At 70.3% G+C, this 14,748-nt stretch carries 20 protein-coding genes; 9 read left to right on the top strand and 11 right to left on the bottom strand.

From position 1 onward, the window contains the following. Window positions 1-2 precede the first annotated feature (2 nt). Together ACODT0_RS35875 and ACODT0_RS35870 are read left to right on the top strand one after the other, a co-directional pair. Window positions 3-1,220: a CaiB/BaiF CoA transferase family protein gene (locus tag ACODT0_RS35875; RefSeq protein ID WP_489043426.1), complete on the top strand. Its 1,218-nt coding sequence runs from the start codon at window positions 3-5 to the stop codon at window positions 1,218-1,220. Next, window positions 1,217-1,996 (top strand): enoyl-CoA hydratase/isomerase family protein, encoded by a 780-nt coding sequence (locus ACODT0_RS35870; RefSeq protein WP_489043425.1) that lies wholly within the window; start codon window positions 1,217-1,219, stop codon window positions 1,994-1,996. Before ACODT0_RS35875 ends, ACODT0_RS35870 begins: the two co-directional genes overlap by 4 nt. On the opposite strand, the gene ACODT0_RS35865 is transcribed toward ACODT0_RS35870, so the two are convergent. Next, window positions 1,997-2,899 (bottom strand): LysR family transcriptional regulator, encoded by a 903-nt coding sequence (locus tag ACODT0_RS35865; protein WP_261217476.1) that lies wholly within the window; start codon window positions 2,897-2,899, stop codon window positions 1,997-1,999. A gap of 152 nt (window positions 2,900-3,051) precedes the next feature. Between ACODT0_RS35865 and ACODT0_RS35860 the strand changes: the two genes are divergently transcribed. Both ACODT0_RS35860 and ACODT0_RS35855 read left to right on the top strand, forming a co-directional pair. Next, the gene (locus ACODT0_RS35860) at window positions 3,052-4,362 is read left to right on the top strand and encodes an MFS transporter (protein WP_413762841.1); all 1,311 of its coding nucleotides are present in this window, start codon (window positions 3,052-3,054) and stop codon (window positions 4,360-4,362) included. Window positions 4,363-4,399: 37 nt separating this feature from the next. Beyond that, window positions 4,400-5,509, top strand: coding sequence for a M14 family metallopeptidase (locus ACODT0_RS35855; protein WP_489043424.1), 1,110 nt, complete (start codon window positions 4,400-4,402; stop codon window positions 5,507-5,509). A gap of 248 nt (window positions 5,510-5,757) precedes the next feature. On the opposite strand, the gene ACODT0_RS35850 is transcribed toward ACODT0_RS35855, so the two are convergent. The 3 genes from ACODT0_RS35850 to ACODT0_RS35840 all read right to left on the bottom strand — a co-directional run bounded on the left by ACODT0_RS35850 (window position 5,758) and on the right by ACODT0_RS35840 (window position 7,374). Next, the gene (locus ACODT0_RS35850; protein ID WP_261217879.1) at window positions 5,758-6,555 is read right to left on the bottom strand and encodes an enoyl-CoA hydratase/isomerase family protein; all 798 of its coding nucleotides are present in this window, start codon (window positions 6,553-6,555) and stop codon (window positions 5,758-5,760) included. Between the two features lie 49 nt (window positions 6,556-6,604). Next, window positions 6,605-7,030 (bottom strand): hypothetical protein, encoded by a 426-nt coding sequence (locus ACODT0_RS35845; protein ID WP_057597819.1) that lies wholly within the window; start codon window positions 7,028-7,030, stop codon window positions 6,605-6,607. Between the two features lie 71 nt (window positions 7,031-7,101). After that, complete coding sequence (locus ACODT0_RS35840) at window positions 7,102-7,374, bottom strand: DUF2164 domain-containing protein (RefSeq protein ID WP_413762839.1); 273 nt, start codon at window positions 7,372-7,374, stop codon at window positions 7,102-7,104. Between the two features lie 116 nt (window positions 7,375-7,490). Between ACODT0_RS35840 and ACODT0_RS35835 the strand changes: the two genes are divergently transcribed. Next, window positions 7,491-7,709 carry a hypothetical protein gene (locus ACODT0_RS35835; RefSeq protein WP_413762838.1) on the top strand — a complete coding sequence of 73 codons (219 nt, stop codon included), beginning with the start codon at window positions 7,491-7,493 and terminating at the stop codon, window positions 7,707-7,709. 12 nt (window positions 7,710-7,721) lie between these two features. Here ACODT0_RS35835 and ACODT0_RS35830 read toward each other — a convergent pair whose 3' ends face one another. From ACODT0_RS35830 to ACODT0_RS35820, 3 genes are all read right to left on the bottom strand, one after another. Beyond that, window positions 7,722-8,618: a DUF808 domain-containing protein gene (locus ACODT0_RS35830; protein WP_479670414.1), complete on the bottom strand. Its 897-nt coding sequence runs from the start codon at window positions 8,616-8,618 to the stop codon at window positions 7,722-7,724. A 143-nt stretch (window positions 8,619-8,761) separates the two neighbouring features. Continuing rightward, window positions 8,762-9,445: a PepSY-associated TM helix domain-containing protein gene (locus ACODT0_RS35825; protein ID WP_057597823.1), complete on the bottom strand. Its 684-nt coding sequence runs from the start codon at window positions 9,443-9,445 to the stop codon at window positions 8,762-8,764. A 1-nt stretch (window position 9,446) separates the two neighbouring features. Next, the gene (locus tag ACODT0_RS35820; protein ID WP_057597824.1) at window positions 9,447-9,965 is read right to left on the bottom strand and encodes a GNAT family N-acetyltransferase; all 519 of its coding nucleotides are present in this window, start codon (window positions 9,963-9,965) and stop codon (window positions 9,447-9,449) included. An 87-nt stretch (window positions 9,966-10,052) separates the two neighbouring features. On the opposite strand from ACODT0_RS35820, the gene ACODT0_RS35815 reads away from it, so the two are divergent. From ACODT0_RS35815 to ACODT0_RS35805, 3 genes are read left to right on the top strand one after another with little or no spacing between them, the layout of a single operon-like run. Further along, entirely contained in the window at window positions 10,053-10,202 is a 150-nt protein-coding gene (locus ACODT0_RS35815) for a hypothetical protein (RefSeq protein WP_177239215.1), read from the top strand. Window positions 10,203-10,212: 10 nt separating this feature from the next. After that, complete coding sequence (locus ACODT0_RS35810) at window positions 10,213-10,503, top strand: VF530 family protein (protein ID WP_413762836.1); 291 nt, start codon at window positions 10,213-10,215, stop codon at window positions 10,501-10,503. After that, window positions 10,500-10,790, top strand: a complete 291-nt coding sequence (locus ACODT0_RS35805; RefSeq protein ID WP_296740244.1) for a 2Fe-2S iron-sulfur cluster-binding protein — start codon at window positions 10,500-10,502, stop codon at window positions 10,788-10,790. Before ACODT0_RS35810 ends, ACODT0_RS35805 begins: the two co-directional genes overlap by 4 nt. 1 nt (window position 10,791) lies before the next feature. Here ACODT0_RS35805 and ACODT0_RS35800 read toward each other — a convergent pair whose 3' ends face one another. Further along, window positions 10,792-12,099: an MFS transporter gene (locus tag ACODT0_RS35800; protein WP_489043423.1), complete on the bottom strand. Its 1,308-nt coding sequence runs from the start codon at window positions 12,097-12,099 to the stop codon at window positions 10,792-10,794. 89 nt (window positions 12,100-12,188) lie between these two features. On the opposite strand from ACODT0_RS35800, the gene ACODT0_RS35795 reads away from it, so the two are divergent. Then, window positions 12,189-12,878 (top strand): RluA family pseudouridine synthase, encoded by a 690-nt coding sequence (locus ACODT0_RS35795; protein WP_489043422.1) that lies wholly within the window; start codon window positions 12,189-12,191, stop codon window positions 12,876-12,878. 45 nt (window positions 12,879-12,923) lie between these two features. Here ACODT0_RS35795 and ACODT0_RS35790 read toward each other — a convergent pair whose 3' ends face one another. The 3 genes from ACODT0_RS35790 to ACODT0_RS35780 form a co-directional block, all read right to left on the bottom strand. Further along, window positions 12,924-13,364, bottom strand: coding sequence for a universal stress protein (locus ACODT0_RS35790; protein WP_057597897.1), 441 nt, complete (start codon window positions 13,362-13,364; stop codon window positions 12,924-12,926). A gap of 196 nt (window positions 13,365-13,560) precedes the next feature. After that, on the bottom strand, window positions 13,561-14,304 hold the full coding sequence (locus ACODT0_RS35785) for a 2OG-Fe dioxygenase family protein (protein ID WP_057597896.1): 744 nt from the start codon (window positions 14,302-14,304) through the stop codon (window positions 13,561-13,563). Then, the gene (locus tag ACODT0_RS35780) at window positions 14,301-14,585 is read right to left on the bottom strand and encodes a DUF427 domain-containing protein (RefSeq protein WP_261217855.1); all 285 of its coding nucleotides are present in this window, start codon (window positions 14,583-14,585) and stop codon (window positions 14,301-14,303) included. Before ACODT0_RS35780 ends, ACODT0_RS35785 begins: the two co-directional genes overlap by 4 nt. Window positions 14,586-14,748 lie beyond the last annotated feature (163 nt).

Here is a 14,748-nt window from a genome sequence, read left to right as displayed (position 1 = left end):
CGATGAGCGACACCTCCCCCTCCCGTCCCCTCCCTTTGGCCGGCGTGCGCGTGCTCGACGTGAGCCAGGTCATGGCCGGCCCCTATGCCTGCATGCTGCTGGCCGACCTCGGCGCCGACGTCATCAAGATCGAGCCGCCGCAAGGCGGCGACCAGACGCGCGGTGCCATGGGCTTCAAGCTCAAGGGCACGGACAGCATGGGCTTCCTCAACATGAACCGCAACAAGCGCTCGATCGCGCTCGACCTCAAGTCCGACAGCGGGCGCGAGGTGCTCTACAAGCTGGTAGCGCAGGCCGACATCCTGGTCGAGAACTACCGCCCCGGCGTGATGAAGCGGCTGCGCACCGACTACGAGACGCTCAGCGCGATCAACCCGCGGCTGGTCTACGTCAGCATCTCGGGCTTCGGCCAGACCGGGCCCTGGGCCGGCCGGCCGGGCTTCGACCTGATGGCGCAGGCGATGTCGGGGATCATGAGCGTGACCGGCCATCCCGACGGCCCGCCCGCCAAGGCCGGCGTGCCGGTGGCCGACATCGGCTGCGCGCTGTTCGCCACCTACGGCATGCTGTCGGCCTACATCGGCGCCAAGGCCACGGGACGCGGCCAGTACGTCGATGCCTCGCTGTTCGATTCCGCGCTGGCCTTCTCGATCTGGGACATCAGCGAGTACTGGGGCACGGGCCGCGAACCCGAGCAGCTCGGCACCGCCAACCGCATGAGCGCGCCCTACCAGGCGATGAAGGCGGCCGATGGCCACTTCGTGATGGGAGCCACCAACCAAAAGCTGTGGCAGACGCTGTGCGCCACGCTGGAACGGCCCGACCTGCTCGAGGATGCGCGCTTCGCGACGGTGTCGCTGCGCCTCGCGAACCGGCATGCGCTGGTCGAGAGCCTCGAGCGCAGCTTCGCGCAACAAGGTTGCGAGCACTGGATCGACCGGCTGCTGGCCGTGGGCATCCCGGCCGGGCCGATCCTCAGCTACCCCGATGCCTTCGAGAGCGAGCATGGCCGCCACCGCCGCATGCGCATCGAGATCGACCATCCGGTGGAAGGCAAGGTGCCGAACATCGGCTTCGCCGTGAAGATGGGTGGCACGCCGCAGCAGGTGCGGCGCGCGCCGCCGCTGCTCGGGCAGCACACGGCCGAGGTGCTGGCCGAGCTCGGCATCGATGCGCCGGCGCAGCGCGAGCTGGCCGCGGCCGGAGCCTTCGGGTCATGAGCGAAGGCAGCGTTCATCTCTCCGTGACGGAGGGCGTCGCCACGCTGGTGTTCGACCGGCCGGCCGCGCGCAATGCCATGACCTGGGCCATGTACCAGTCGCTCGCCGCGCACTGCGAATCGCTGGCCGCGCGCGCCGGCGAGGTGCGCGTGGCGGTGCTGCGCGGCGCGGGCGGCCAGGCCTTCGTGGCCGGCACCGACATCGCGCAGTTCCGCGACTTCGCGGGCGGCGACGACGGCGTGGCCTACGAGCGGCGCATCGATGCCGGCATCGGCCTGATCGAGGCGCTGCCGATGCCGACCGTGGCGGTGGTCGAGGGCTGGGCCGTGGGCGGCGGGCTCGCGATCGCGACCGCCTGCGACTTCCGGCTGGCAACGCCGGGCGCGCGCTTCGGCGTGCCGATCGCGCGCACGCTGGGCAACACGCTGTCGTCGCTGAACTTCGCGCGGCTGCGCGCGGCCTGGGGCCTGCAGCCGGTGCGGCGCATGCTGCTGCTGGCGCAGGTCCTCGATGCGAGCGAGGCGCTGGCCTGCGGTTTCCTAGAGCAGGTCTGCGCGGCCGAAGCACTCGACGGCGCGCTGCATTCGCTGTGCGCGCGGCTGGCCGCGCTGGCGCCCGTGACGCAGGCGGCCGCCAAGGAAGCGCTGCGCCGCGGCACGGCGCAGGGCGCGCCCGACACCGACGACCTGGTGCGTCGCTGCTACGGCAGCGCCGATTTCGCCGAGGGCGTGGCGGCCTTCACCGAGGGACGGCCGCCGGCCTGGCGCGGCCGCTGATCAGGTCGCGACCGCGCGCGCCGAGGCGCGCTGGATGCATTCGACGAAGTGCTGCGCGGCCGGCGTCAGCAACTGGCCGCGGCGCTTGACCACGCAGACGTTGAGCGTCGGCAGCGTCTCGACCACGTCCACGCGCCGGATGCCGTGGCGCTTGAAGCTCAGCGCGGCCAGCGGCTCGACGAACAGGCCGATCAGGTCCATCTGCCCGACCAGCGACAGCGCGACCGTGACCGAATGGCCCTGGATCACGCGCTGCGGCGCCGGCAGGCCCAGCGGCAGCAGCGCCGAGATCGATTCGCGGCCGCTGAAATGGTCGTCGCCCGGCAGGATCCACTCGGCGGTCGCGAGCTCGGCCATCGAGCGGCTCGCGCGCAGCGGATGGCGCTCGCGCAGCCCCACCACCAGCTTCACCGGGAACAGCTCGATGGCCTCGAACTGCGGGTCGAGCCGGCCCGGCACCACGTGGGCCACCGCAAAGTCGAGCGAGCCCTCGCGCAGGCGCGCCAGCATCCAGGGCAGCACCGCCTCGCTGAACTGCACGTCGACGGCCGGCAACCGGCCATGGAAGTCCTTGAACGCCGCCGGCAGGATGGTCTGCGCGAACGAGGTGCTGACGGCCAGCGCGACCCGGCCCGTGAGCCCGTCGCGGATCTGCGCGATCTCCTCGCGGGCGCGCTGCATGTCGGCCAGCAGCATGCGCGCGCGCGGCGCGAAGGCCTCGCCGAAAGGCGTGAGCCGCACGCCCTTGACGCTGCGCTCGACCAGCGGCGCGTCGACCTCGCGCTCGAGCTCGCGCACGATCTTGGTCACCGCGGGCTGCGAGATGCCGAGCACGCGCGCCGCGGCGCGGATGCTCATCTGCTCGACCACCGCGACGAAGGCGTGCAACTGGTTGGGTTTCATGGAGGACGGGTGCCGGACGGGCGACAACCAAAAGTTATCGTACTGGCCCAATTATTGTCTTTTCAGCGAGCAACCGACTCTCTAGCATCCGTCGCGGCCGAAGACCTTCGACCTACCCGCATTCCCACAGAACCACACCAACACCCCGAGACATGAGCCCCACCCGTCCCGCGCACAGCGCCGCCAGCCGGCGCCAGACCATCGTCGCCACCACCATCGGCAACGGCCTCGAGTTCTTCGACTTCACCGTCTACGGTTTCCTCGCGCTGGTGATCGGCAAGCTGTTCTTTCCCACCTTCAGCGGCTACGGCCAGCTGCTGCTCACCGTCGCGACCTTCGGTGTCGGCTTCATCATGCGGCCGCTGGGCGGCATCGTGATCGGCGCCTATGCCGACCGCGCGGGCCGCAAGAAGGCCATGACCTTGACCATCTTCCTGATGGCGCTGGGCTGCGCGGTGATCGCCTTCACGCCCACCTACGCGAGCATCGGCGTCGCGGCGCCGGTGCTGATCGTGCTGGCGCGGCTGATCCAGGGCTTCTCGGCCGGGGGCGAGGTCGGTGCCTCGACCACGCTGCTGGTCGAACATGCGACGCCGCAGAACCGCGGCTACATGGCGAGCTGGCAGTTCGCGAGCCAGGGCCTGGGCGTGATGCTCGGCGCGGTGGTGGTGGGCGCGCTCACCTTCACGCTGTCGCCCGAGAACATGCAGAGCTGGGGCTGGCGCGTGCCCTTCGTCATCGGCATGCTGATCGCGCCGGTGGGCATGTACATCCGCCGCCATCTCGAGGAATCGCTGCAGATCGCGCCCGAATCGGCCACCGCGCCGCGCCGCGAGAGCAGCCTCAAGATCGTCTGCTCGCAGCACGGCAAGACCGTGCTGGCCGCCATCCTCGCGCTGGTCGGCGGCACCACCGCGGCCTACGTCGTCACCTTCTACATGCCGACCTACGCGGTGCGCGAACTCGGCCTCACGCCCTCGGTGGCGCTGTTCGGCGCCGCGCTCACCGGCCTGATCTCGTTCGCCTTCGCGCCCTTCGTCGGCCTGCTGTCGGACCGCGTGGGCCGCAAGCCGCTGATCCTCTGGAGCCGCGTGTTCCTCGTGGTGCTGATCTACCCGGGCTTCCTCTGGCTCAATGCCTCGCCCACGCCCGCCGTGCTGTTCATCGTGCTCGGCGTGCTGAGCCTGGGCCTGGTGGGCCAGACCGTGCCCGGCATCACGATGCTGCCCGAGATGTTCCCGAAGCCGGTGCGCGCCAGCGGCATGTCGCTGGTCTACAGCGTGGGCGTGGCGCTGTTCGGCGGCTTCGCGCCCTTCATCAGCACCTGGCTGCTCAACGCCACCGGCAGCAAGCTCGCGCCAGCCTGGTACCTGGTCGTCATGACCCTGGTCTCGCTGCTGGGCCTGCTCTGGCTGCGCGACCACACGGGCCGCGACATCGACGCAGCCGGCGCGCACGCCTGATCTCCATCGTCTCGAACATTCCTCCCCACGATCCCCCATGACCGCTCTCACCCACAGCACCGCCGCCACGCGGCATTTCTCGGGCACCTATGTCGAGGCCCGCGCCAAGTTCCTCGAAGCCGCGCGCGCTCGCGGCGCGGCTATCGAGTCCTTCGTCAATGAAGCGCATCGCGGCGCGCTCGGCGAGGAACTCGCGACCGACGTCGCGCTGCTCGGTGCCATCGACGCGAAGAAACTGCTGCTCGTGACCTCGGGCACGCATGGCCCCGAAGGCTTCTGCGGTTCGGGCGCGCAGGTCGCGACCCTGCACGACGAGGACCTGCTCGCGCGCCTGCAGCAGGCCGGCGTCGCGCTGCTGCTGGTGCATGCCGTCAACCCGCACGGCTTCTCGCACCTGCACCGCACCAACGAGGACAACATCGACCTCAACCGCAACCACATCGACTTCGGCGCGCCGCTGCCGGTGAATGCCGAGTACGCCGATGTCGAACCGCTGGTGCTGCCCGCGAGCTGGCCGCCGACGCCGGCCGACGAGGCGGCCGTGGCCGCCTACATCGACAAGCACGGCATGCGCGCCTTCCGCGCCGCCGTCACCAAGGGCCAGTACGTTTCGCCCGACGGCCTGTTCTACGGCGGCACCGCGCCCTCGTGGAGCAACAGGACGATCCGATCGATCCTGCGCAAGTACGCGGCCTCGGCCACCCACATCGGCTGGATCGACGTGCACACGGGCCTGGGCCCCTACGGCCACGGCGAGAAGATCTACCCGGGCCGCAACACGCCCGAGGACCTGGCCATGGCCCATGCCTGGTGGGGCGCCGACGTGTTCGCGCCCTTCGCGGGTGACTCGGCTTCTGCCGATGTCTCGGGCCCGGTGATCTCGACCGCCTACGACGAATGCCCGAACGCGCGCATCGCGCCCATGGGCCTGGAGTTCGGCACCCTGCCCGACAACGAGGTGCTCACGCGCCTGCGCGCCGACACCTGGCTGCGCCGCCATCCCGAAGCCTCCGACGCACAGAAGCGCGAGATCCGCCGCCAGCTGCGCGATGCCTTCTACTGCGACAACGACGAGTGGAAGGGCATGGTGCTGGGGCAGACGCGCGTGGTGCTGCTGCAGACGCTGCAGGGGCTGCGCAAGGCCTGAAAGCGGGAGCGGGCAGCCGGACGCAGAGGACGCGAAGGTTTCGCGAAGGACGCGAAAGGAAGACAGGAAGGGAATGGGCTGTCGTTTCGCGACACTTCCGCCCCTTGCGAGCTTCGGGACCCTTGGCGCGCGAAGCCCGACACCGAGAACCTCGGTGCGCTGAACGCGCAGCCACCATCAAAGGCTGTTTTTCGCGTCCTTCGCGAAACCTTCGCGTCCTCTGCGTCCTTGTCCCCGCATTCAGAAGCTCAGCCGAAGTTCGGCGCGCGCTTCTCGCGCAGCGAGGCCACGCCCTCGCGCACGTCGGCGCCCGCGAAGCCCATGAATTCGAGCGCCAGCGAGGCGTCGAAGGTGGGCCCGGCCTGGCGCAGCCAGTTGTTGAGCGCGTACTTGGTCAGGCGGATCGCGCTCTGGCTGCCGGCCGCGAGGCGGTCGGCCACCTCGTAGGCGCGCGGCAGCAGTTCCGCGTCCTCCACCGCCAACGACACCAGGCCGATGCGCTCGGCCTCCTCGCCGCTGACCGGCTCGCACAGCAGCAGGTGGTACTTGGCCTTCGCCATGCCGCACAGGAGCGGCCAGACGATCGCCGCATGGTCGCCAGCGGCCACGCCCAGGCGGGTGTGGCCGTCGACGATCTTCGCGCCGCGCGTGGCGATCGAGATGTCGGCCAAGAGGCCCGCCACCAGCCCCGCGCCCACGGCCGGGCCGTGCATCGCGCTCACGATCGGCTTGTCGCAGTTGATGATGTTGTAGACCAGGTCGCGCGCCTCGCGCCACACGCGCTGGCGGATCGCGTCGTCGGCCGTCATGTCCTGCACCATGCCGAGGTCGCCGCCGCCCGAGAAGCCCATGCCCTCGCCGCGTAGCACGGCGCAGCGCACCGAATCGTCGGCCGAGACGTCGCGCCAGATCTCGGCCAGTTCGCGGTGGCCGTCGTGGCCGGCCGTGGGCAGCTTGCCGTTGGTCGCGCGCATCTGGATGTCGAGCACGGTGCCGTTGGCGCCGCGGCGCGTGATGGCGAGGGTCTGGTAGCGGGCGTAGTCCATGGTCTTTCCTGTCTCCGGTGCGCGCCGGTCGCGCACGCTCGTTGTTCTTTCAGCGCTGCGCCGCCACCTCGCGGCAGCGCTTCACGTTGGCATCGAGGCGCGGCGCGAGCCCGGGCTCGCAGACATCGCCCGCGGGATCGAGCCGGCACAGGCCGACCACCACGTAGTCCATCACGGCGTCGGTGCACATCGGGTACTTGGCGAGCTGCGGGTTGGCCCTGGACTTGAAGCCCCAGCGCTCCGAGAACTCGATGGTGCGCGCCATCGCGCCATGGAAGAACTCGCGGTTCCTCGAGGCGACGGCGGCCTCCATGCGCGGCAGCTCCTCGTTGAGGTAGCCGACCGATTCGAGCGGGAAGTCGGCCGGGTTCTGCGACTGCGCGCAGGCGAGCGAGGCGCCCAGCAGCAGCGGCAGCAGGCAGGCGGCGCGCGGCAGGCGCGGATGCGTCGTCGAGGAAGGTGCGGTGCGTGGCATGGCCGTCGATTCTGCAACGTTTGCTGACAGCTTTGCTTTCGTCCGATGCGCCGGCGCCACGCGGGAAGCCCCTAACGCCCCTTCTTCTGCTTGTCGAACTTGCGCCAGTACTGGAACTCGTCCTCGTGCACCTCGAGGTCGACCTCCGACACGCGCGCCTGCAGCCGCTCCTGCACGTCGGCCACGGCCTTGTTGTAGATCGTGGGGCCGATCTCCTCAAGGAGGAAGCCGAGCAGCGCGCCCGCCGCGACGTTGCCGATCGGCTCCTCCATGTTCTCGCGGAAATAGCGCTCGATCGAGGTGATGGCCTGCTGGCGCAGCTCGCGCGAAATCTCGATGGTCATGCGGCGGGGTCCTTGCTGGATGCTCGAAAAGGGCATTGTGCCGATGCGTGGAGAATCGGGCCCCGGCCGCGGCACGAACGCGGCGGCCGCCCTCCCAACCGAACCGATCGATCTCCATGGCCCGTCCCTCCCGCCAGCCCCGCATGCTCGAACGCGGCATCCTCTGCCTGCTCATCGGCGCCGCCGTGCTGCTGGGCCCGCACTTCCTGCAGGGCACGCGCTGGTTCGAGATGGTGGCGGGGGCCTCGGTGGTGGGCTGGTTCGCGCTCGCGCTGGGCGCGGCGCTGGTGGTGGTCGAGCTGGTGAAGCGCGGCAAGGATTCGCAACAGCGCTGAGCCGCGCGCCGCTCAGCGCCGCAGCTTCTTGACCAGTTCGACGACCGCGAGCACCACGGCGCCCGCGACGATGCCGACGCCGGCATTGACCAGCATCGAACCCAGCGTGCCGAACACGCCCGAGGTCGCGGCCCAGGCCTCGACCGCATGGCCGAGCGCGGGCACGCCGTGCACCAGGATGCCGCCGCCGACCAGGAACATGGCGGCGGTGCCGGCGATCGACAGTCCCTTCATGAGCCAGGGCGCGCCCGCGAGGAGCGCGCGGCCCACGCCGCGCGCGGCGGCGCTGCCGCGCTGGCTCAGGTAGAGGCCCGCGTCGTCGAGCTTCACGATGCCGGCCACCAGGCCGTAGACGCCGATCGTCATGATCAGCGCGATGCCCACCAGCACGCTCAGTTGGGTGGTGAAAGGCTGGCCCTGCACGGTGCCCAGCGTGATCGCGATGATTTCGGCGGAGAGGATGAAGTCGGTGCGCACCGCGCCCTTGATCTTGTCCTTCTCGACCGCCACCACGTCGACCGCGGCATCGGCCACGGCCTGCTCGTGGCGCGCGGTGTCGGCCGCGTGTTCCTCCTTGTGCAGGAACTTGTGGGCCAGCTTCTCGCAGCCCTCGAAGCACAGGAAGGCGCCGCCCACCATCAGCAGCGGCGTGACCAGCCAGGGCAGCCAGGTGCCGATGGCCAGCGCGGCCGGCACCAGGATCGCCTTGTTGACCAGCGAGCCCTTGCACACGGCCCAGACCACGGGCAGTTCGCGATCGGCCTTGACGCCGGTGACCTGCTGCGCGTTGAGCGCGAGGTCGTCGCCGAGCACCCCGGCTGTCTTTTTGGCGGCGACCTTGGTGAGGACCGAGACGTCGTCGAGCACGGTCGCGATGTCGTCGAGCAGCAGGAGCAGGCTGGAGGCCATGGATGGGCGAAAGGAAAATGAAAGGCGCGAGCTTAGCCGCAGCCGTGTGCAGGGCCCGTGAATATCCGCACGTACAGCGCCCGTGCCCTGGGGCACGGCCGCCGTATGTACGCCAAAAGCAGTCGGCCGGGGCCGCTACGCCGTCAAAGCGCGCTCAGCGCAATGGCCAGCATGGTGGCCAGCGAGACGCCGAACACCGCGAGGCCGACGACGCGGCGGCGGTGCGTGAGCAGCCACAGCGCCACGCCCGAGAGCGACAGGAAGATCAGGCTGCCGGCCAGCGTGTCGACCAGCAGGATCCACGCGAGCGGCATGCCGCCGCCCTTGTGCATGTTGGTGAGGGTGGCGACGAGGCCGTTGCGCGTGGTGGCGACGCCCACCGAGCGGTTGCCCTGCCAGTAGTCGGCCTGCACGATCTCGTTCGGGCCGCCGAAGTTGAAGGTCCAGTGCGCGGGCTGGGTCAGCGCGGGCGCCTCGGGATCGGCCTTGCGGTCGACCCAGGCCACCGGCTTCGCGGGCTCGATGCGCGTGGAGCGCGGCGGGCCGTCGGTGCGCAAGGCCTGCTGCAGCCAGGCTGCCATGGCCTCGGGCGTGGCCGGTGCCGGTTCGGGCAGCGCGAGCTGGGCCCGGCTGCGTTCCTGCGATTGCGGCAGCTTCAGCACGTTGCGGTGGTTGAGCCAGATGCCGCTGAAGCCGAACAGCAGCCCGAGCACCGCGCCCCAGAGGCCGAACCAGCCATGGGTGCGGCGGATCCACTGCACGGCGAGCGTGCGGCGCTGGTGCGATTGCACCCGGCGGGCGTGGCCCGGGGCGTGTCCGGCGTCCATGTCAGGCCACGTCGCGCTTGAGGCGGATCTCCTCGATCCGCACGCTGCCGAGCTGCGTGGTCTTGGCGGTCTTCATCTCCCGCTTGAAGCCGGCCAGCTCATGGAAGCGCATCGCGCGGTCGTTGCGGATCGGCACCCAGATGGTGACGGTGGTGCAGCCCTCTTCCTCGAGGCCTTCGCGCGCGGCGTCCCAGAGGGCGACGCCGATACCCTTGTCCCAATGCTCGGGACGCACGTAGAGGGCCCAGATCTCGCCCGCGGTGGACGGCGTCTTGGGGTCGCGCGAGCGGTCGAAGCCGACGAAGCCGACGACCTTGCCGTCGAGCTCGGCCACATGGACCTGCGGTTCGCTGAACTCGATGGCTTCGCGCCACTTGGCCTCGCGCGAGGCGAGCGCCAGCGCGCGCAGCTCCTCTTCGGGCAGGATGCCTTCGTAGGCGGCCTTGGCGGCGGCGGCGTGGACTTCTGCGATGGCCTTGGCATCGCGCATCGTGGCGGGGCGAACTTCGTGGTCGGACATGAATGCGGGAAAAACGGATGGAACCGCCTATTGTCGCCGCACCGCTAAACTCCCAGCCCATCACCGCAGCAGCTCAGGAGAAACCTCATGGCCAAGGGTCAGCAACGTTCCAACAAGGAAAGCAAGAAACCGAAGAAGGACACCTCCCCGCCGAAGGCCCCGGCACTCGGCGGCGAGCCGGTGCGCGCGGTCGTCACCACGGCGGTGATTCCGCGCGGCAAGCTCAAGAACAAGTGATCCGCCACCCGTGAGCGACGCGCCGGCCTCGCCGCCCTCCCCCACCGCGCCCCCGGCCCAGCCGCGCAATCCGCTGCACGGGCTGACGCTCGAGGCCATCGTGACGGCGCTGCACGCGCACTACGGCTGGCAGCAGCTGGGCGAACTGGTGCCGGTGCGCTGCTTCACGCACGAACCCAGCGTGGGTTCGAGCCTGCGCTTCCTGCGCAAGACGCCGTGGGCACGCGAGAAGGTCGAGAGCCTCTACCTCTTCATGCTGCGCGAGCAGCGCCGCCAGGGCACCTCGACGCCGCGGCCATGAAGGTCCGCCTCGAGCCCTCGGGCCTGGTCTTCGAGACCGAGGCCGGCACCAGCGTGCTGAAGGCGGCCGAGGCGGCCGGCATCGAGATGCCGAGCTCGTGCCGCAACGGCACCTGCCGCACCTGCATCTGCCGATTGCTCGAGGGCGAGGCGCGCCACACCATCGAATGGCCGGGCCTGAGCGCCGAGGAAAAGGCCGAGCGCTGGATCCTGCCCTGCGTGGCCGAGGCGCTCGGCGACATCGCCATCGACGCGCCGCAGGCCTTCTCGCTGTTCGACGACGCCTGACTCAGCCGCGCACGGCCGGCGCCGCCACCACCAGCCGGTCGCGCCGCGCCAGCGAGGGGAAGAGCCTGAACCAGGCCAGCGCGACCAGCATCGTGCCGACGCCGCCCACCACCACCGAGCCCACCGGCCCGAGCAGCGCCGCGGTGGCGCCCGACTCGAATTCGCCGAGCTGGTTGCTGGCACCGATGAAGATCGAGTTGACCGCGCTGACCCGCCCGCGCATGGCATCGGGCGTCTCGAGCTGCACCAGCGTCTGGCGGATCACCACGTTGACCATGTCGGCGCCGCCCGAGACCGCGAGCGCGACCAGCGAGACGATGAAGCTGCGCGAGAGGCCGAACACCACCATGCACAGGCCGAACAGCGCGATCGCCATCAGCAGCGCGCGGCCCACGCGGCGCTCGATCGGCCGGCGCGTGAGCGCGATCGACATCACGAGCGCGCCCACTGCCGGCGCGCCGCGCAGCAGGCCCAGGCCCCAGGGACCGGTGTGCAGGATGTCCTTGGCATAGATCGGCAGCAGCGCCACCGCGCCGCCCAGCAGCACCGCGAACAGGTCGAGCGAGACCGCGCCGAGCACCGGCTTGCGGTTCCAGATGAAGTTGACGCCCGCGAACACCGTGCCGAGCGTGACCGGCTCGCGCGCCTTGGGCACATAGGCATAGCGCAGCCGCAGCACCAGCGCGCAGGCCACCACGAAGAACAGCACGCTCGCGCCGTAGACCACCGCCATGCCCGCCACGAACAGCAGGCCGCCGAGCGCCGGCCCGCCGATGATCGCGCCCTGCATGCCGGCCGAGCTGAAGGCCATGGCGCGCGCCAGCATGGCCGGCGGCACCAGCATCGGCGTCAGCGCCTGCTGGGCCGGCATCTGGAACGCGCGCACCGCGCCCAGCACCAGCGACAGGCCCAGCAGCAGCGCACGGCTGTCCTGGCCGCGCAGCACCGCGAGCAGCAGCGCCAGCGCCACCAGCCCCTGCACCGCGAAGCAGGCCGCGACGATGCGCCCGCGGTGGTGGCGGTCCACCACATGGCCCGCCAGCAGCGCCAGCAGCAGCGCCGGCACGAACTGGTAGAGCCCGACCAGGCCCAGGTCCCAGGCGCTGCCCGTCAGGTCGTACATGTGCCAGCCGATGGCCACCAGCAGCATCTGCGAGGCGGCGGTGCCGAACAGGCGTGCCACCCACATCTGCATGAACGGGCGTTCGCGCGTGAGGTCGGAAAAGCTCGGTGGGGAGGGCACCGCGCCGGCGGCGGCATCGAGGGGAGAGGAGGCGGAGGCTGAGGAGCCAGTGGCGGGGCCGGACATCCGTCCAAGGATAGCCCACCCACCGTGAGCCGCGTATGAGCGCCCGCCAACGCCCCTGCCCGGCCACGCTTCTACACTCGGGCCCTCCCATGGCCCCACCCCCGCTACGACCCGTTCACGAAGACGCCCACCTGCTGGTGCTCGACAAGCCCGCCGGCCTGCTGTGCGTGCCCGGCCGCGGCGAGGACAAGCAGGACTGCCTGAGCGCACGCGCCCAGCGCCAGTGGCCCGATGCGCTGATCGTGCACCGGCTCGACATGGCGACCAGCGGCCTGGTGCTGATGGCGCGCGGCCCCGAGATGCAGCGCGCGCTGGGCGATGCCTTCGCCACGCGCCAGGTCGACAAGCGCTACGAAGCGGTGGTCGACGGCCTGCTGCCCGTGGACGCGGAATGGGCCCGCATCGATGCGCCCTTGATGGCCGACTGGCCGCGCCGCCCGCTGCAGAAGATCGACCCGGCCGGCAAGCCCAGCCTCACGCGCTGGCGCGCGCTGGGCGGCATCGACGGCGAGGCGCCCTGCAGCTACCTGCTGCTGGAGCCGCTCACCGGCCGCTCGCACCAGTTGCGCGTGCACCTCGCGTCGATCGGCCATCCGATCCTCGGCGATGCGCTCTACGGCAGTCCCGAAGTGCAGGCGCGCGCGCCGCGCCTGCTGCTGCATGCGAGCGCGCTGGGCTTCGAGCACCCGGCCACGGGCGAGCGCATGCGCTTCGCGAGTCGGCCCGATTTCGGGCCGCGCTTCGAGGCGTTGCGGGAGGCGGGAGAAGGCTCGGAGTGAGCGTCGGGAATCGGCGGGATTCGAAGCGGTGGCGCGGCGTTCTTCTCAGCCGCCCTTGACCACCAGCACCGGCACCATCGAGTCCTGCAGCACACGCTGCGTCACGCTGCCGAGCAGCAGCTTCTCGATGCCGCTGCGGCCGTGCGAGCCCATCACGATCAGGTCGGCCGCGATGGCGATGGCCGTGTCCACGATGCCTTCGTGCACCACGTGGCCGTCGATCACGCGCTGGTCGCTGTGCAGGCCTTCGGCCGCCAGCGCGGCCACGCCGCGCGCGAGTGCCGCATTGGCGCTCGAGGTGGCCGCGGCGAGGTACTCGTTCTGGCCCAGCGCATAGTCCGCGCCCACGCCGATGAAGGGGTAGTTGTCGATCACGTGGATCAGGGTGATGCGGCTTCCGAAGGCCAGCGCCAATCCGCTGGCCTTGCTGACCGCGAGCATGGAAGTTTCGGAGCCGTCGATGGGGACCAGGATGTGATTGAACATGGCGGACCTCGCTTTCTTCGTTCGCAGGCAGACAGGGTCCAGTCCACGGGCCGTATGAGATGGCCGAAGACCGGGCCCCGAATTTAACCGCAAGGCCGCGACACAACTGTAGGACGCCTCCCAGCCAGGGAAATCGCGGATACCGCGCTCGCGCGGCCCGCGTCCGCAGGCCGCGCGGTGCCTCGCGGCGCGGGTTTCAGTCGCCCTGAAAACCCTGGGCGCGGCAGGTGATCACCAGCGTGTCGCGCCAGCCCGTGCCGTTCTCCTCGAGCGGCTGGATCGGCGTCGATTCGTGGATCACGCGCGCATCGTCGAGCAGCAGCAGCGTCCACGGCTCGGTCATGGTGAAGCGCTCGCCGCGCCGCCCGTTGGCCTCGAACACGCGCGTCTCGCCGCCCTTGATGTCGTGGCGGCCCACCAGCGCCACCGCCACCAGGTCCACGCCGTCGCGGTGCGCGCCCTCGGGCGTGGGCCGGCCGATGCCGCCCGCGGTGTCGATGCGGAACTGGTGCGCTTCCACGTACCAGCGCTGCGCGCCGCGCAGCTGGCTCGCCGCTTCGCCGAGCTTCACGATCAGCCGCTGCCAGGCCGGCTGCGCGATCGTGGCCGCGAGCATCGGCGCGAACCAGCGCTGCATGCCGCCATGCAGCGCGTTGTATTCGACCGGCTGCCAGTGCGCGCGGCGCGGCACCTGCTGCATCGCCTCGCCGTCGACGGTGAAGCATTCGTGGCGCCGCGTGCGGTAGCGGCCACCGTCCTTCAGGTATTCGTCGGGCGGAAGATCGTTCCAGTCGGCATGCAGCGCCTCGAGCTGCGCGACCGGCAGGCCAAGCCAGTCGCCCACGGCCTGGGGCCCAAGCACCGCGTAGCCCTGGTCGCGCAATGCGGCCGGCAGTTCCGCGGGGTGGATGAAGGGTGGATCGAAGGCCGGGGTGGTCACGACGCCGTGACCTTCACATCTTTCCAGAACGCGACGCGGTCGCGGACCATGTCGGCCTCGGGCTTGGGGTCGGCGTAGTACCAGGCGGCGTCGGTGTTGAGCTCGCCGTTGACCAGCAGCGAGTAGTAGCTCGCGGTGCCCTTCCAGGGACAGGTGGTCTTGTGGTTGCTGAAGGTCACGACGTCGCGGTTGAGCGACGAGATGGGGAAGTAGTGGTTGCCCTCGACGAGGACGGTGTCGTCGCTTTCGGCGATGGTGGCGCCGTTCCAGGTGGCTTTCATTTGGGTTTGGGTCTCCGACTGGGGGGATGTGTTTGGCCGGAGGGGTATTGTGACTGTTTGGTTTCTGGTGTTTTGTTGGGGTGGTTTTTGGGTTGCTCTTCTTGCTGAGGCTGTTGGCCGGGTCTCGCCCCGGCGGGCGAGTCACTTTCTCTTGTCTCGCCAA

This window comes from Variovorax sp. FG153 (assembly GCF_057809595.1).
This window is presented reverse-complemented; position numbering and strand designations above follow the sequence as displayed.

What these genes read in the sequence shown, in the direction of transcription:
- ACODT0_RS35875 (WP_489043426.1), top strand. Translation starts at nt 3, where the DNA reads ATGAGCGACACCTCCCCCTCCCGTCCCCTCCCTTTGGCCGGCGTGCGC.
- ACODT0_RS35870 (WP_489043425.1), top strand. Translation starts at nt 1,217, where the DNA reads ATGAGCGAAGGCAGCGTTCATCTCTCCGTGACGGAGGGCGTCGCCACG.
- ACODT0_RS35865 (WP_261217476.1), bottom strand. Translation starts at nt 2,899, where the DNA reads ATGAAACCCAACCAGTTGCACGCCTTCGTCGCGGTGGTCGAGCAGATG.
- ACODT0_RS35860 (WP_413762841.1), top strand. Translation starts at nt 3,052, where the DNA reads ATGAGCCCCACCCGTCCCGCGCACAGCGCCGCCAGCCGGCGCCAGACC.
- ACODT0_RS35855 (WP_489043424.1), top strand. Translation starts at nt 4,400, where the DNA reads ATGACCGCTCTCACCCACAGCACCGCCGCCACGCGGCATTTCTCGGGC.
- ACODT0_RS35850 (WP_261217879.1), bottom strand. Translation starts at nt 6,555, where the DNA reads ATGGACTACGCCCGCTACCAGACCCTCGCCATCACGCGCCGCGGCGCC.
- ACODT0_RS35845 (WP_057597819.1), bottom strand. Translation starts at nt 7,030, where the DNA reads ATGCCACGCACCGCACCTTCCTCGACGACGCATCCGCGCCTGCCGCGC.
- ACODT0_RS35840 (WP_413762839.1), bottom strand. Translation starts at nt 7,374, where the DNA reads ATGACCATCGAGATTTCGCGCGAGCTGCGCCAGCAGGCCATCACCTCG.
- ACODT0_RS35835 (WP_413762838.1), top strand. Translation starts at nt 7,491, where the DNA reads ATGGCCCGTCCCTCCCGCCAGCCCCGCATGCTCGAACGCGGCATCCTC.
- ACODT0_RS35830 (WP_479670414.1), bottom strand. Translation starts at nt 8,618, where the DNA reads ATGGCCTCCAGCCTGCTCCTGCTGCTCGACGACATCGCGACCGTGCTC.
- ACODT0_RS35825 (WP_057597823.1), bottom strand. Translation starts at nt 9,445, where the DNA reads ATGGACGCCGGACACGCCCCGGGCCACGCCCGCCGGGTGCAATCGCAC.
- ACODT0_RS35820 (WP_057597824.1), bottom strand. Translation starts at nt 9,965, where the DNA reads ATGTCCGACCACGAAGTTCGCCCCGCCACGATGCGCGATGCCAAGGCC.
- ACODT0_RS35815 (WP_177239215.1), top strand. Translation starts at nt 10,053, where the DNA reads ATGGCCAAGGGTCAGCAACGTTCCAACAAGGAAAGCAAGAAACCGAAG.
- ACODT0_RS35805 (WP_296740244.1), top strand. Translation starts at nt 10,500, where the DNA reads ATGAAGGTCCGCCTCGAGCCCTCGGGCCTGGTCTTCGAGACCGAGGCC.
- ACODT0_RS35800 (WP_489043423.1), bottom strand. Translation starts at nt 12,099, where the DNA reads ATGTCCGGCCCCGCCACTGGCTCCTCAGCCTCCGCCTCCTCTCCCCTC.
- ACODT0_RS35795 (WP_489043422.1), top strand. Translation starts at nt 12,189, where the DNA reads ATGGCCCCACCCCCGCTACGACCCGTTCACGAAGACGCCCACCTGCTG.
- ACODT0_RS35790 (WP_057597897.1), bottom strand. Translation starts at nt 13,364, where the DNA reads ATGTTCAATCACATCCTGGTCCCCATCGACGGCTCCGAAACTTCCATG.
- ACODT0_RS35780 (WP_261217855.1), bottom strand. Translation starts at nt 14,585, where the DNA reads ATGAAAGCCACCTGGAACGGCGCCACCATCGCCGAAAGCGACGACACC.